Source organism: Streptomyces sp. NPDC056479 (assembly GCF_042795335.1).
Lineage (GTDB): Bacteria > Actinomycetota > Actinomycetes > Streptomycetales > Streptomycetaceae > Streptomyces.
The window spans coordinates 462,462-478,317 of record NZ_JBHTRZ010000001.1; the positions used below are offsets into that span (position 1 = coordinate 462,462).

General features: G+C 70.5%; 10 protein-coding genes. 5 read left to right on the forward strand and 5 right to left on the reverse strand.

Annotated features, from left to right (window positions below; genetic code table 11):
* The first annotated feature begins 27 nt into the window (after positions 1–27).
* Together ACFQ6S_RS02070 and ACFQ6S_RS02075 are read left to right on the forward strand one after the other, a co-directional pair.
* Entirely contained in the window at positions 28–369 is a 342-nt protein-coding gene (locus ACFQ6S_RS02070; protein WP_383402061.1) for a DUF5713 family protein, read from the forward strand.
* Between the two features lie 5 nt (positions 370–374).
* A complete protein-coding gene (locus ACFQ6S_RS02075; RefSeq protein ID WP_383402064.1) occupies positions 375–1,484 on the forward strand; it encodes a DNA glycosylase AlkZ-like family protein in 1,110 nt (369 codons plus the stop codon).
* A gap of 103 nt (positions 1,485–1,587) precedes the next feature.
* Here the strand turns inward: ACFQ6S_RS02075 and ACFQ6S_RS02080 are convergent, their stop codons facing one another.
* On the reverse strand, positions 1,588–3,807 hold the full coding sequence (locus ACFQ6S_RS02080; protein WP_383402067.1) for an NADP-dependent isocitrate dehydrogenase: 2,220 nt from the start codon (positions 3,805–3,807) through the stop codon (positions 1,588–1,590).
* A gap of 249 nt (positions 3,808–4,056) precedes the next feature.
* Between ACFQ6S_RS02080 and ACFQ6S_RS02085 the strand changes: the two genes are divergently transcribed.
* The gene (locus ACFQ6S_RS02085) at positions 4,057–5,622 is read left to right on the forward strand and encodes a M1 family metallopeptidase (protein ID WP_383402070.1); all 1,566 of its coding nucleotides are present in this window, start codon (positions 4,057–4,059) and stop codon (positions 5,620–5,622) included.
* A gap of 15 nt (positions 5,623–5,637) precedes the next feature.
* Here ACFQ6S_RS02085 and ACFQ6S_RS02090 read toward each other — a convergent pair whose 3' ends face one another.
* The 3 genes from ACFQ6S_RS02090 to ACFQ6S_RS02100 all read right to left on the reverse strand — a co-directional run bounded on the left by ACFQ6S_RS02090 (position 5,638) and on the right by ACFQ6S_RS02100 (position 8,906).
* Positions 5,638–6,732 (reverse strand): mechanosensitive ion channel family protein, encoded by a 1,095-nt coding sequence (locus ACFQ6S_RS02090; protein ID WP_383402072.1) that lies wholly within the window; start codon positions 6,730–6,732, stop codon positions 5,638–5,640.
* A 338-nt stretch (positions 6,733–7,070) separates the two neighbouring features.
* The gene (locus ACFQ6S_RS02095; protein ID WP_383402075.1) at positions 7,071–7,835 is read right to left on the reverse strand and encodes a crotonase/enoyl-CoA hydratase family protein; all 765 of its coding nucleotides are present in this window, start codon (positions 7,833–7,835) and stop codon (positions 7,071–7,073) included.
* A gap of 105 nt (positions 7,836–7,940) precedes the next feature.
* Positions 7,941–8,906, reverse strand: coding sequence for a YbhN family protein (locus ACFQ6S_RS02100; RefSeq protein WP_383402078.1), 966 nt, complete (start codon positions 8,904–8,906; stop codon positions 7,941–7,943).
* A gap of 150 nt (positions 8,907–9,056) precedes the next feature.
* Here ACFQ6S_RS02100 and ACFQ6S_RS02105 point away from each other — a divergent pair, with 150 nt between their 5' ends.
* Together ACFQ6S_RS02105 and ACFQ6S_RS02110 are read left to right on the forward strand one after the other, a co-directional pair.
* Positions 9,057–10,994 carry an ABC transporter ATP-binding protein gene (locus ACFQ6S_RS02105; protein WP_383404270.1) on the forward strand — a complete coding sequence of 646 codons (1,938 nt, stop codon included), beginning with the start codon at positions 9,057–9,059 and terminating at the stop codon, positions 10,992–10,994.
* A 93-nt stretch (positions 10,995–11,087) separates the two neighbouring features.
* Positions 11,088–15,017 (forward strand): glycoside hydrolase family 2 TIM barrel-domain containing protein, encoded by a 3,930-nt coding sequence (locus tag ACFQ6S_RS02110; RefSeq protein ID WP_383402081.1) that lies wholly within the window; start codon positions 11,088–11,090, stop codon positions 15,015–15,017.
* 6 nt (positions 15,018–15,023) lie between these two features.
* Here the strand turns inward: ACFQ6S_RS02110 and ACFQ6S_RS02115 are convergent, their stop codons facing one another.
* A complete protein-coding gene (locus tag ACFQ6S_RS02115) occupies positions 15,024–15,731 on the reverse strand; it encodes a DUF1345 domain-containing protein (RefSeq protein ID WP_383402084.1) in 708 nt (235 codons plus the stop codon).
* Positions 15,732–15,856: the final 125 nt, after the last annotated feature.

Sequence of the window (15,856 nt, forward strand, 5' to 3'; positions counted from 1 at the left end):
GTCAGTGGTGTCGTGCACCATCACAGCATGAACATCAGCAACCAGCAGGTGATCGCACGCCCGTTCCTCAAGGCGCTCTACGGGGACGACTACTACCCCGACCGCGTGGTGGACCGGGGCAAGGCGATCCTGCTGCGCCTGTGCGAGCGCATCGAGGCCGAGCGCCCCGCCGACCTGGCCGCGCTGTACCCGCTCACCCAGGCCGCCACCGATGAATTCAACGCGCTCCAGGACGAGTTCTGGGCCGCCGGCAGCGAGATCGAGACCGTCGCCCGCGAGGAGATGGCCGAGGACTTCTGGTTCGTGGCCGAGGCCTACGGCTTCCCGGACGCGGACATGGAGGAACTGATCGCCACCCGGGACTGGTGAGACCGATGACCGTCCACGAGCTCTCCCGCACCGACGCCCGCCGTATCGCCGTGCGCGCACAGCTGCTGGACGCCGCCCGCCCGTCGGGCGGGCTGCCGGCCGTCGTACGGCGGCTGACGCTGCTCCAGATCGACCCGACCGCCGCCGTCGCGCCCAACGCCGACCTCGTCGCGTGGAGCCGGCTCGGCTCCTCGGGGTACGCCCCGGCCGACCTGACCACCGCCCTGGCGGACCGGACGCTGCTGGAGCTGCGGGCGATGATCCGGCCCGCCGAGGATCTAGCGCTCTACCGCGCCGAGATGGCCGAGTGGCCGGAGCGGGGGACGCCGACGTCCTGGCGCGAGTATCACGGCACGTGGGTGGCCGCCAACGACGCCTGCCGCCGGGACATCCTCGACCGGCTCGCCGCAGCGGCGCCGCTGCCCTCCCGCGAGCTGCCGGACACCTGCGAGCTGCCGTGGCGGTCGAGCGGGTGGAGCAACAACCGCAACGTCACGAAACTGCTGGAGCTCATGGTGCAGCGTGGTGAGGTCGCCGTGGCGGGTCGCGGCGGCGGTGACCGGCTCTGGGACCTCGCCGAGCGGGTCTACCCCGAGATGCCCGCGGTCCCCGTGGCGCAGTCGCTGCGCATCCGGGACGAGCGCCGGCTGCGGGCCCTGGGCATCGCCCGCGCCAGGGGCCCGGAGTGCCAGGTCGAGCCGGCGGACGTGGGGGAGGCCGGCGAACCGGCCGTCGTCGAAGGCGTACGGGGCAGGTGGCGTGTCGACCCGGCTCAGCTGGGGCAGCCCTTCACCGGGCGCACCGCCCTGCTGTCACCCTTCGACCGGCTGATCCACGACCGCAGACGGACCACCGAGCTCTTCGGCTTCGACTACCAGCTGGAGATGTACAAGCCGGCCGCCAAGCGCCGCTGGGGATACTTCGCGCTGCCGATCCTGTACGGCGACCGCCTGGTGGGCAAGCTCGACGCCACGGCGGATCGCAGGGCCGGGGTGCTGCGCGTCGACGCGATCCACGAGGACGAGGAGTTCGACAGGACCGTGACCGACGCGGTCGGCCATGAGATCGAGGACTTGGCGCGCTGCCTCGGACTGGAGATCGTGCTGCCTCGGTAGCCCGTGCACATGGCTGCGCCCCGGCCGGGCTGGTGCTCGGCCGGGGCGCAGTTCGCTCAAGAGGCCCTGTCGGGCCTCCAGGCCCCTGTCAGGGGCACCCGCGTCAGATGAGGGACGCGAGCGCCTCGTTCCAGGTGGCCGACGGGCGCATGACCGCGGCGGCCTTGGCCGGGTCGGGCTGGTAGTAGCCGCCGATCTCGGCCGGCTTGCCCTGGACGGCGTTCAGCTCGTCGACGATCTTCTGCTCGTTCGCCGTGAGCGTCTCGGCGAGCGGCGCGAAGGCCTTCGCCAGCTCGGCGTCGTCGGTCTGCTTGGCCAGCTCCTGCGCCCAGTACAGGGACAGGAAGAAGTGGCTGCCGCGGTTGTCGATGCCGCCGACACGACGGGTCGGGGACTTGTCCTCGTTGAGGAAGGTCGCCGTGGCACGGTCCAGCGTGTCGGCGAGGACCTTGGCGCGGGTGTTGCCGGTCGCGGTCGCGTACTGCTCCAGGGACGGCACCAGCGCGAAGAACTCACCGAGGGAGTCCCAGCGCAGGTAGTTCTCCTTGACCAGCTGCTGGACGTGCTTCGGCGCGGAACCGCCGGCACCCGTCTCGAACAGGCCGCCGCCCGCCATCAGCGGGACGACCGACAGCATCTTGGCGCTGGTGCCCAGCTCCAGGATCGGGAACAGGTCGGTCAGGTAGTCACGCAGCACGTTGCCGGTCACCGAGATGGTGTTCTCGCCGCGGCGGATGCGCTCCACCGACAGCTTGGTGGCGTCGACCGGGGCGAGGACGCGGATGTCCAGGCCCTCGGTGTCGTGCTCCGGCAGGTAGGCGTTGACCTTGGCGATGAGGTTGGCGTCGTGCGCGCGGGTCTCGTCGAGCCAGAAGACGGCCGGGTCGCCGGTGGCGCGGGCGCGGGTGACGGCCAGCTTCACCCAGTCCTTGATCGGCGCGTCCTTGGTCTGGCAGGCGCGGAAGATGTCGCCCTCGGCGACCGGCTGCTCGATGACCACGTTCCCGGCCTGGTCGACCAGGCGGACCGTACCGGCGGCCTTGATCTCGAAGGTCTTGTCGTGGGAGCCGTACTCCTCGGCCTTCTGCGCCATCAGGCCGACGTTCGGGACCGAGCCCATGGTCGACGGGTCGTAGGCGCCGTGGGCGCGGCAGTCGTCGAGCACGGCCTGGTAGACACCGGCGTAGGAGGAGTCCGGCAGCACCGCGAGGGTGTCGGCCTCCTGGCCGTCCGGGCCCCACATGTGGCCGGAGGTGCGGATCATGGCCGGCATCGAGGCGTCGACGATCACGTCGGACGGCACGTGCAGGTTGGTGATGCCCTTGTCGGAGTCGACCATGGCCAGCTCCGGGCCCTCGGCGATCTCCGCCTCGAAGGACGCCTTGATCTCGGCGCCGTTCGGCAGGGCCTCCAGGCCCTTGAGGATGCCGCCCAGACCGTCGTTCGGGGACAGACCGGCGGCGGCGAGGGCCGCGCCGTACTGCTCGAAGGTCTTCGGGAAGAAGGCGCGCACCACGTGGCCGAAGACGATCGGGTCGGAGACCTTCATCATCGTGGCCTTGAGGTGCACGGAGAACAGCACGCCCTCGGCCTTGGCCTTGGCGACCTGCGCGGTCAGGAACTCGCGCAGCGCGGCGACGCGCATCACGGAGGCGTCGACGACCTCACCGGCGAGGACCGGCACGGACTCGCGCAGCACGGTGGTGGAGCCGTTCTCGGCGACGAGCTCGATCTTGAGCGAGCCCGCCTCGGAGATCACGGCGGACTTCTCGGTGGAGCGGAAGTCGTTCTGCCCCATGGTCGCCACGTTGGTCTTGGACTCGGCGGACCAGGCACCCATGCGGTGCGGGTGGCTCTTGGCGTAGTTCTTGACCGAGGCGGGGGCGCGCCGGTCGGAGTTGCCCTCACGCAGGACCGGGTTCACGGCGGAGCCCTTGACCTTGTCGTAGCGGGCCTGGATGTCCCGCTCCTCGTCGGTCTTCGGGTCGTCCGGGTAGTTCGGCAGCGCGTAGCCCTGGCCCTGGAGCTCGGCGACGGCGGCCTTGAGCTGCGGGATCGACGCCGAGATGTTCGGCAGCTTGATGATGTTGGCGGCCGGCGTCTTGGCGAGCTCACCGAGCTCGGCGAGGGCGTCCGGGATGCGCTGGTCCTCGGCCAGGTACTCCGGGAACACCGCGATGAGGCGGCCGGCCAGCGAGATGTCACGCGTCTCCACGGCGACACCCGCCTGCGAGGCGTACGTCTGGACCACCGGCAGGAAGGAATACGTCGCCAGGGCCGGGGCCTCGTCAGTGTGCGTATAGATGATGGTCGAGTCAGTCACCGGGTGCTCCGCTCCACGTCTGCAACATTGCTCGACATCAAGATATCTCGTGATCGACCTCGGCTCGACAGGGGTCCGCACACAGGTGCGGGATGTTCGCCGGCATCTCGGATCCGCGCAAACGGATGTACCGCCTCCGTGCAACCGGATCACCTGATCCCACAGTCATGTAGGGAGATCACCAGTCTCAGGGAGATCACCGATCGGCGACCGGTCCTGACCACCCGGCCGCCCAAGCGAAAGCGGACCATGAGATATCGCAGCAGAGTGACGGCCCCCGCGGCCGCCCTGATCGGCACGGCGGCGGCCCTCGCCACCGCCCCCTCCGCCCTCGCGGCACCGACGCGCACGGGGACGTCGGCCGCGAAGACCGCCGGCACCCCGGGCCCCGAGACCCTCGGCGACACCGTCTATCCGGCGCTCGGCAATGACGGTTACCGCGTCTCGGCCTACCACCTCGACTTCTCCTACGACGCCACGACCCGGCTGGTCGACGCCACGGCGACCCTGAAGATCCGCACCACCCAGGCCCTGTCCCGCCTCTCCCTCGACTCCCTCGGCCTCGACATCCGCTCCGTCCGCGTCGGCGGCCGTACGGCGACGTACGAGCAGGTGGAGGAGAAGCTGCGAATAACGCCCGCACGGACCCTGCCGGCCAAGTCCTGGGTGACCGTCTGCGTCGAGTACTCGGCGGACCCGCGCCGCACCCTGCCCCACACCGGCTGGGTCGACACGCTGGACGGCTTCGCGGTGGCCTGCCAGGCGGACTCGGCGCACACCGTCTTCCCCTGCAACGACCACCCCTCCGACAAGGCGGACTTCTCCTTCCGCCTCACCGTCCCCAGCGGCCTGCGCGGCGTGGCGACAGGCCTGCTCGTGCGCACCGAGAGCCTCTCCGGCGGCCGTACGGCGTACACGTACCGCTCCCGCGAGCCCATGGCCACCGAACTGGTGCAGATCACGGTCGGCGACTACGTGATCAAGGACCGGCAGGGCCCGCACGGCCTCCCGCTGCGTGACGTCGTCCCGGTGGCGCGCGCCGAGGCGCTGGAGCCGGCGCTCGCGCTGACGCCGAAGCTGGTGGAGTGGCTGGAGGCGCGGCTCGGGGCGTACCCCTTCGAGACGTACGGTCTGCTGCCCTGCAACTCCGACGTCCCGGAGCCCTTCGGATTCACCGGCCTGGAGACCCAGACCCTCACCATCTACCGGCCGAACTATCTGCTCCAGGAGGAGAAGAAGATCGGCTCGCACATGATGCACGAGCTGGTCCACTCCTACTTCGGCAACAGCGTCAGCCCCGCCACCTGGGCCGACCTGTGGATCAACGAGGGCCACGCGGACTTCTACGGGCTGCTCTACCGCTATGAGCGCGGCTGGCCCGACTCCCTGGGCCTGACCAGCCTGGAAGCCCGGATGAAGAACACCTACGCGCAGGGCGACCAGTGGCGCCACGACTGGGGGCCGGTCGCGGCGCCGAACGCGGTGAACCTGTTCGAGGGCCAGCGCTACCTGGGTGGCGTCCTCGTCCTGTACGCGCTGCGGAACCTCGTCGGCGAGAGCGCCTTCAACGCGTTGGAGCGCGCCTTCCTCGACCGGTACCGAAACTCCTCGGCGTCGACGGCCGACTACATCGCCGTCGCCTCGGAGGTCTCGGGTCAGGATCTGTCCGGATTCCTTCAGGACTGGCTGTACGGCACGAAGACGCCGCGGATGCCGGGGCACCCGGACTGGACGGTCACCCCGGTGAACCCGTCCCTCGCCGCGCCGCACAGCCGCAAGGGCAGCCGGTCGCACGACAACTCGGCCACCCTCTAGGCACGTTCGGGCAGCTCAATCGAGGCGGACGGGGGTCACCTCGTCCGCCTCTCCCGGGATGCGCTGCTGCGGTATCGACACCGTCCCCTGCTGGATCGCCACCGTGCGGGTGGGTGCCGGGATGCTGATGCCCTCCTTGCGGTAGCGCCGGTGCAGGCGCTTGATGAACTCGTGCTTGATCCGGTACTGGTCGCTGAACTCGCCGACGCCCAGGATGACGGTGAAGCCGATGCGGGAGTCGCCGAAGGTGTGGAACCGGATGATCGGCTCGTGGTCCGGCAGGGCGCCCTCGACCTCGGTCATCACCTCGGCGATGACCGCGTTGGTCACCCGCTCGACATGGTCGAGGTCACTGTCGTAGGCCACGCCGACCTGGAGGAGGATCGTCAACTCCTGCTCGGGACGCATGAAGTTGGTCATGTTCGACTTCGCGAGCTCGCCATTGGGGATGACGATCAGGTTGTTGGAGAGCGCGCGCACGGTCGTCTGACGCCAGTTGATGTCCTCGACGTAGCCCTCCTCGCCGCTGCTCAGCCGGATGTAGTCGCCGGGCTGGACGGTCTTGGAGGCGAGGATGTGGATGCCCGCGAAGAGGTTGGCGAGCGTGTCCTGCAGGGCGAGGGCGACCGCCAGACCGCCGACGCCCAGGGCGGTGAGCAGGGGCGCTATGGAGATGCCCAGCGTCTGCAGCACCACCAGGAAGCCGATGGCCAGGACCAGGATCCGGGTGATGTTGACGAAGATCGTTGCGGAGCCGGCGACGCCGGGGCGGGACTGCGTGACCGACCGCATCACGCCGGCGATGCCACGGGCCGTCGCGAGCGTCACGACGAAGATGAGCAGCACGGTCAGGGTCTGATTGACGTTGTGCTGGACCGTCCTGGTCAGCGGCAGCGCGGCGCCCGCGGAGGCCGCGCCGCCGAGGAAGGCCGCCCACGGCACCACGGTCCGCAGGGTGTCCACGATGAGGTCGTCGCCGCTCCAGCGGGTGCGGTCGGCGTGCTTGCCCAGCCAGCGCAGCAGCGTCCGCAGCAGGAAGGCCGCGAGCAGCCCCGCCGTCAGCGCGATCCCGGCGATGACCAGGTCGTCCACGGTGAGCCCTCGGTTCACCGGTCACCTCCGGGGAGAAATGCGGCGGCGAATCCCTTCGCCGACGGCCGGATGTGAAGTCTCGTCACGTTGTCACCTGCTCGATTTCCGCGATGTGCCGTCGCGCCGGTCACCCCGTCCCCCGTGACCGCGCGAGGGCTCATCCTGCCGTATCGGGTACACGTGTTCGTGCCGGGACCGTCTGGCGGACGGCCGCATCGGTCGCTTTCGGGCATTCTCCCGTGGACGCACGCTGCCTTGGAGGCCCAACGGCGTCACTCCGGGGCGCGCTTGATGCGTGCGCGCCGCGCGCGGGTCGCCTCACTGCGCGCGCCCCGGCGGACGGCGAGGGCCGTGGTTCAGAGTTCCGTGAACGACCCGTGCCTGCCCGCCCCCGACGCGAAGCGGGCCGCGCCCTCCATGCTCTTCGCCAGCACACCCATGCCGTACCGGAGTTCACCGCGCATCGCGGCCGGCTCGTCCAGCCCGTCCTGGTCGAGCACCGAGGCGCGGTCGGCGCGCAGACACGCCTGCGGGAACCGCGCGATCGTCGCGGCCAGTTCCTCCGCCTCGGCGCGGGCACGCCCGCTCGGCACGACTCGGTTGGCGAGCCCCATGTCGTGGGCCTCGGGTGCCGGCACCGGCCGTCCGGTGAGGATCATGTCCATCGCGCGGGCGGTGCCGATCAGCCGGGGCAGACGTACCGTGCCGCCGTCGATCAGCGGCACGCCCCAGCGGCGGCAGAACACGCCGAAGACGGCGTCCTCCTCGGCCACCCGCAGATCGCACCACAGCGCCAGTTCCAGGCCGCCGGCCACGGCATGTCCGGACACGGCGGCGATCACCGGTTTGGACAGGCGCAGCCTGGTCGGCCCCATCGGCCCGTCGCCCTCCTCGGCGACCCGGTTGCCCCGCTCGGTGCCGAGCGCCTTGAGATCGGCGCCCGCGCAGAACGTGCCGCCCTCACCCCACAGCACCGCCACCCGCGCCCCGTCGTCCGCGTCGAACTCCCGGAAGGCGTCCGCGAGCTCGGCGGCGGTCGGACCGTCGACCGCATTGCGCACCTCGGGGCGGGAGAGGACGACGGTGGTGACATGTCCCTGGCGCTCGACGCGGACCGGCATGGCGGGGTCCCTTCCGTGGGTCGGACCCCGTACGTTACTGAGCGGTCACATGACCTTCCACCGGAACCGTGCGGTCGGACCACCGGCCCATCGGAATCCGAGCGGTCAGATGACCTTCAGGCGCACCAGCGCCCCCAGCGTCAACGCCCCCGGCAGCAGCGGCAGCCACACCGTGATGATCCGGTACGCCAGCACCACCGCCGTGGCCACCGCCACCGGACCGCCCGCCGCCACCAGCGCCACTATCAGCGCCGCCTCCACCGAGCCGAGCCCGCCGGGCGTCGGCACGAGCGCCACGGCGACGGTCGCCGCCAGATACGCGAGCGCCATGTGGGCCGGCGGCACATCCAGCCCCAGCGCGAGGCCGACCAGGACCAGCCCGGCCGCCTGAAGCGCGGGAAAGGCCAGCGAACCGCCCCACAGCGCCAGTGCCCGGGACGGACGGGTGTGCACGGAGCGCGCCTCGCCGAGGGCGGTGCGCAGGAACGACAGCACGGCGACGCGCAGTCGGCGTACGAGGGCGAAGACGGCCACGACCACGAGGACCGCCGCACCGATGATCAGCAGCAGCGGGCCCCATGCCCCCTCCGGAAGGAGCGGGCCGAGCCGCAGCGCGTGCGGGAAGGCGATGAGCAGGGCGGCCAGCAGTCCGACGCGGGCCACGCTCTCCGCGAGCAGATAGAGCGCCAGCGCGGCCGAGGAGCGGGCGAGGGGCAGCCCGCACACCGTCATGAAGCGCAGGTTGACCGCGCTCGCACCGAGGCCCGTGGGCAGCAGATGGTTGGCCGAGCCCGCCGCGAACTGGGTGACGAGCAGCCGCAGCCTGGGCAGCCGGTCCACCACGGCACCCTGCCGGGTCACGGCCGCCGCCACCCACGTCAGACAGGTGGCACCGGCCGCGGCGAGCAGCCAGGGCCACTTGGCCGTCGCCAGGTGGCCGATGCCCTCGGCGAGCACGGCCCGGTGCTGCACCGCGACCAGGATGACGAGGGCGAGGGGCAGCAGGACCAATATCTGGCGGAGCGGGAGGCGCCGGAACAGGCGTCCCGCGTGGAGGCGTACGGCGGTCACATCGGGAGAGGTTTTCCGTGTTGCGACAACGGCGGGTTGCGGAAGCGGAGACGGCGCCTTACAGACCGGCTGCGGACCGACACCGATCTTCGCGAAGCCGTCGATATTGACCTCAACATCGCTTGAGGTTCTACGTTTCCTTCCATGAGCATGGAGACCACAGCCTGGACCCAGCTGCACAGCGTCATGAACGCCGAGCGGGAGCGCCGCCCGTTCGCGCGCGTCACGCTGCGCCGCATCGGCGCTTTCGCCCGCCCGCACCGCCCGAGGATCGCGCTCTTCGTCGTGCTCGGGGTGGTGACCGCACTGCTCGCCGTCGCGACCCCCGTACTGGCCGGCCGCGTCGTCGACGCGATCGTGACGGGCGGCGACGAGGGTACCGTCGTCCGCCTGGCCCTGCTGATCGCCCTGATCGCGGTGGCGGAGGCGGCGCTCGGGATCCTCGCGCGGCGGCTGTCGGCGACGCTCGGCGAGGGACTCATCCTCGATCTGCGCACGGCTGTGTTCGATCATGTGCAGCGCATGCCGGTCGCGTTCTTCACACGCACTCGTACGGGGGCGCTCGTCTCCCGTCTCAACAACGACGTGATCGGCGCCCAGCGCGCCTTCAGCAACACGCTGTCCGGAGTGGTCAGCAACCTCGTCACCCTGCTGCTCACGCTCGCGGTCATGCTCACCCTGTCCTGGCAGATCACCCTGCTCGCCCTCGTCCTGCTCCCGGTGTTCGTGATCCCGGCCCGGCGCATGGGGCACCGCATGGCCGGCATGCAGCGGGAGGCCGCCACGCTCAACGCCGCGATGGGCACCCGTATGACCGAGCGCTTCTCGGCCCCCGGCGCCACCCTGGTCAAGCTCTTCGGGCGCCCGCAGCAGGAGTCGGAGGAGTTCGCGGCCCGGGCGCGCCGGGTCGCGGAGATCGGCGTACGGACGGCCACCGCCCAGTCGGTGTTCATCACCGCCCTCACCCTGGTGTCCGCCCTGGCCCTCGCCCTGGTCTACGGCCTCGGCGGCTGGTTCGCCCTGCGCGGCACCCTGGAGCCGGGCGCCGTCGTCTCACTGGCGCTGCTGCTGACCCGTATGTACGCGCCGCTCACCGCGCTCGCCGGAGCCCGCGTCGAGGTCATGAGCGCCCTCGTCAGCTTCGAGCGCGTCTTCGAGGTGCTCGACCTCAAGCCGCTGATCGAGGAGAAGCCGGACGCGAAACAGGTCCCCGAGGCCCCGGTGTCGGTGGAGTTCGAGAACGTCCGCTTCGGCTACCCGTCGGCGGACAAGGTCTCCCTGGCCTCCCTGGAGGAGGTGGCGTCCCTCGACACGCGCGGTGGCGCCGAGGTGCTGCACGGCATCTCCTTCCGCGCAGAACCGGGGCAGACCGTCGCCCTGGTCGGCTCCTCCGGCGCCGGCAAGTCCACCGTCGCGCAGCTGCTGCCGCGGCTCTACGACGTCGACGAGGGCGCCGTACGCGTGGGCGGCGTCGATGTCCGCGACCTGAGCGCCGAGTCCCTGCGCGGCACCCTCGGCATGGTCACCCAGGACGGCCACCTCTTCCACGACACCGTCCGCGCCAACCTGCTGCTCGCCCGTCCCGCGGCGGCCGACGACGAACTCTGGGACGCCCTGCGCCGCTCCCGCCTCGACGAACTCGTACGATCCCTGCCCGACGGCCTCGACACGGTGGTGGGCGAGCGCGGCTACCGGCTCTCCGGCGGCGAGCGCCAGCGGATGACCATCGCCCGGCTGCTGCTGGCCCGCCAGCGCGTCGTCATCCTCGACGAGGCCACCGCCCACCTCGACAACACCTCCGAGGCCGCCGTGCAGGAGGCGCTCACCGAGGCGCTGGAGGGCAGGACCGCGATCGTGATCGCCCACCGGCTGTCGACCGTGCGGGCGGCCGACCTGATCCTGGTGGTCGAGGCAGGCCGGATCGTCGAACGCGGCACGCACGAGGAGTTGCTGACAGCGGGAGGCCGCTACGCCGAGCTGCACCGGACACAGTTCAAGCAGCTGGATTCGGCCAAGGTCGCCGACCGGACCCACCAGGAACACACAAACAACGACAGCATCATTGCGTCCTCTGTGTTCACAACCTAGTGTGCGTTCGGTTTCCCAACAGCACCGCACATGATCTGACGCTCCCTCAAGCCGTGCAGCGCCGCACTGTCGTCCCGAGGAAGGCCGCCGTCGATGCCGCTCTCTCCCGCGTCCCCCACCGGCCCGTCCCGTATGCCGGGCGTGCCGGTCAGCCGCCGCCGTCTGCTGGAGGGAGGAGCCGCCCTGCTCGGTGCGCTCGCCGTCTCCGGATCGTCCGCCCCGGTGCACGCGGCCGACGGGACCGGTCCCGCGGCCGGCACCCCGGAGTGGAACGGTCACATCGACGTCTTCCGGATCGGCACCCAGCCCCCGCACACCACGCTGATGCCGTACGCGGACATCGGTCAGGCGCTTGACGCCGACCGCACCCGCTCGCCGTACCGGCTCAGCCTCGACGGCAAGTGGAAGTTCGCCCACGTCGACCGGCCCGACGACCGGGACGCCGACTTCCACCGCACCGACGTCGACGACAGCGGCTGGGACACCATCCCGGTCCCCTCCGTCTGGCAGATGCACGGCTACGACCGCCCGATCTTCGTCAACATCACCTACCCGTGGTGGGGCCCGAACGGCCTCGGCGAAGAGGCCCGGCCCCCGTCCGCGCCGACCCGGTTCAACCCGGTGGGGCAGTACCGGCGGACCTTCACCGTGCCGCGCGGCTGGGCGGGGCGCCGGACCTTCCTGCACTTCGAGGGCGTCAAGTCCGCGCACTACGTGTGGATCAACGGGGAGTTGGTCGGGTACGCCGAGGACTCGTTCACCCCCGCCGAGTACGACATCACGGCGCATCTGAAGCCCGGGACCAACCAGATCGCCGTAGAGGTGTACCGCTTCTCCGACGGGGACTGGCTGGAGGACCAGGACATGATCAGGCTGAGCGGGATCTTCCGCTCGGTCTACCTCTACTCCACGCCCGACGTCCGCCTGCGTGACTTCAAGCTGGACACCCCGCTCAGCGACGACCACACGGCGGCCGAGCTGTCCGTCACCGCGAGCGTGCGCTCGTACGGGGACCGGAGCGAGGGGGGCTACTCGGTCGAGACCCAGCTGTACGACTCCCGCGGCCACGCCGTCTGGCCCAGACCGCTCCGGCAGGCCGTCGACCTCGCCTCCGCCCCCGCCGGTGAGGACGTGACGGTCCGGGCGAGCAGAGCCGTCCCCGCGCCCCGGCTGTGGTCCGCCGAACACCCGAACCTCTACACCGCCGTACTGCGGCTGCGCGACCCGGCCGGAAAGGTGATCGAGACCCTGTCGCACCGCGTCGGCCTGCGCGAGTTCGCGCTCAAGGACGGCCTGATGCGGATCAACGGAAAGCCCGTCTCCTTCCGCGGCGCCAACCGGCACGAGATGCACCCCGACAGCGGCATGGCGCTCACCCGCGCGCACATGGTCAAGGACATCGAGATCATCAAGCGGATGAACATGAACTCGATCCGCACCTCGCACTACCCCAACAACCCGCTCTGGTACGAACTCGCGGACGAGTACGGCCTCTACCTCGTCGACGAGACCAACCTGGAGACCCACGGCATCCGCGGCGAATACCCGGGCAACCACGCCGACTGGACCAAGGCGTGCGTGGCCCGCGCCCAGAGCATGGTCCACCGCGACAAGAACCACGCCTCGGTGGTCATCTGGTCGCTCGGCAACGAGGCGGGCGGCGGCAGCACCTTCGTCGCCATGCACGACTGGATCAAGGCCTACGACCCCACGCGCGTGATCCAGTACGAGGGCGACGACCGGCCGGCGATCAGCGACATCCGTTCGGAGATGTACGACAGCCCCTCCCGGGTCGAGCAGCGCGCCAAGGACACCGCCGACACCCGGCCGTACGTCATGATCGAGTACGCGCACGCGATGGGGAACTCGAACGGCAACTTCAAGGAGTACTGGGACATCGTCCGCCGTTACGACGTCCTCCAGGGCGGCTGGATCTGGGACTTCGTCGACCAGTCACTGAACTGGCCCGTGCCGACCCGCAAGTTCCTCACCGAGTCCGGGCCCGGCGGACTGCGCGGCGAGATCCTCACCGCGAGCGGCACCTTCGACCGCGCCAAGGGTGTCTCCGGCGCCACCGTCTTCCCCCGCGACGAGCGCCTCGACCTCACCGGCTCGCTCACCCTGGAGGCCTGGGTCACCCCGCACCACACCGGCTACCACCAGCCGATCCTCGTCAAGGGCGACACCCAGTACTCCCTGAAGCAGTCCGACGGCAGCCTGGAGTTCTTCATCCACGGCGACGGCCAGTGGATCACCGTCAACTGGGCCTTCCCGGACGACTGGACCGGCCGCGAGCACCACATCGCCGGCGTCTTCGACGCCGACGCGGGGACGCTGACCCTCCACGTCGACGGCGAGGTGAAGGCCACCCGGAGCACCACCCGCAAGCCCGCCTCCAGCACCGCGCCCCTCGCGCTCGCCACCGACGTGGACAACCCCACCCGGGAGTTCAGCGGCACGATCCGCCGGGCCCGCGTGTACGCGCGAGCGCTGAGCGCCACCGAACTCGGCTCCGACGGCCGCGGCCCGGGTGACGCGGGCGTACGGTTCTGGTTCGACGCGGCCACCGTCGGCCGTACCGAGAAGCGGCCCCGGCAGAAGACCTTCTTCCCGTACGGCGGCGACTGGGGCGACAACCCCAACGACGGCACCTCCAACGCCGACGGCATCGTCACCGCCGACCGCCGCCACACCGGCAAGGCGGCCGAGATCAAGCGGATCTACCAGGCGGTGGGCGTGGCACCGGCGCCAGGTGCCGCACTGACCGCCGACGCGAGCATGACCATCACCCTCACCAACGAGTATCTGTTCACCAACCTCCATGAGTTCGACGGCACTTGGGAGCTGGTCGCCGACGGTGAGGTCGTGCGCCGCGGGAAGCTGACCCGCGCCCAGCTGGACGTCCCGCCGCTGAGCGACAAGGACATCACGGTGCCGGTCCGGCTGCCCGACGAGCCGGCCGCGGGCGCCGAGTACTTCCTCCAACTCTCCTTCACCACCAAGGAATCCACCCCGTGGGCGAAGGCCGGCTTCGAGGTGGCCAGGCAGCAACTGCCCCTCGACGCCGACGTCCCGGCCGTGACGCCGGCACCGCTGGCGAGCGTGCCGGCGCTGACGTACGAGGACGACGACCAGGCCGTCACGGTCCAGGGCCAGGGCTTCTCCGTCACCGTCGACAAGAACACCGGGGTCATCACGTCGTACCAGGCCCACGGCACCCGGCTCATCGACTCCGGCCCCGTGCCGAACTTCTGGCGGGCGCCCACCGAGAACGACCGCGGCAACGGCCAGCACACCCGCAACCAGACCTGGCGCGACGCGGGCGCGAACCGCAAGGTGACGGATGTGACGGTGCGCGCCCTGCGCGACAAGGCGGTGGAGATCAAGGTCGGCGGCACACTGCCGACTAGTGTCGAGTCGACGTACACCACTACGTACACGGTGTTCGGCAACGGCGAGATCAAGGTCGACAACACCCTGCACCCCGGTGCCGCGTCCCTGCCGTACATCCCGGAGGTCGGCACGCTGCTGTGCCTGCCCGGACGTTTCGACCGGCTGCGCTACTACGGCCGCGGGCCCGAGGAGAACTACGCCGACCGCCACGACGGCACCGACGTGGGCGTGTACTCCGGCACGGTCTCCGAGCAGTGGACCCCGTACATCCGCCCGCAGGAGAACGGCAACAAGACCGACGTCCGCTGGATCGCCCTGACCGACACCAGGGGCGCCGGCCTGCTCGTCTCCGGGGAGCCCCTGCTGGAGGTCAACGCCTCGCACTTCACCCCGGAGGACCTGTCGTCCGGCGTGCGCCACGAGTACCAGCTGACCCCGCGCGTCGAGGTGGTCCTGCGGGTGAATCACCGCCAGATGGGCCTGGGCGGCGACAACAGCTGGGGCGCCCACACCCACGACCAGTACAAGCTGTTCGCGAACCGCGACTACTCCTACACCTACCGGCTGCGTCCGCTGACCGACGTGGACGAGGCGACGGCGGCGTCGAGGAGGCCGACGGCGGTGGAGTGACCCCGGTCAGCCGCTGTCCAGGGCACCCACCAGACTCGCCACCGTCACGGTGTTGAAGACGAAGGCGATGGCGGAGTTGGCGGCCACGGTTCGGCGCATCTCGCGGGTGGTCACCGAAACGTCCGTGGTGCCGAAGGTCGTCATGACCGACAGGGCGAAATACACGTAGTCGGCCCAGGCGGCGGACCGTTCGCCGGGAAAGTCCAGACCCTCCTCGTTCTCCAGCAGGTTGTCGGCCTGGAAGGTGACCGCGAAGGACACGCAGACGCAGGCCCACGCCATGACGACGAGGGCGAGCGCCGCCAGCACCCGGGGCTGGACGGGGAATTGCGAGCCGAGATGACCGGGGCGCCACACGACGGCCACCACGAGCGCGGCCGTCGCGATGAAGAGCGACACCCCGGGGCCGGGCGCGGTCCCGAACACATAGCGCTGCATCACCGTGCCCCGGTCGCTGCGCTCGGCCCAGTTGCGGATCCGCTCGTCGGAGGCGGTCGAGAAGGCGGGCACCGTGAGCGCGAGATAGGTGAAGAGGTAGGCGAACAGCACCATCACACCCGCGTCCGCCCCCGAGAACGGTGTCGTGCCGTCGTCGAGGACCGCCACGAGCACGAAGATCACTGCCACACCGAGCGCGACGAGGCTGCTCACTCCCGCTCGACGGCGCTCGGAGAGCCAGGAGTGCGCCGTGGAGCCCTTGTGGCTTGTGATCATCGTGATGATGTCTCCCTGTTCGGCCTCGGCACCCGTCCTCGGCCGGGCCCTCGTCCACATACTGCGATAAACTGCGACAAAGGCTTCTGGGCCCGCCGGTCCCTCGCGGCTCAGCCGCCGCTCAT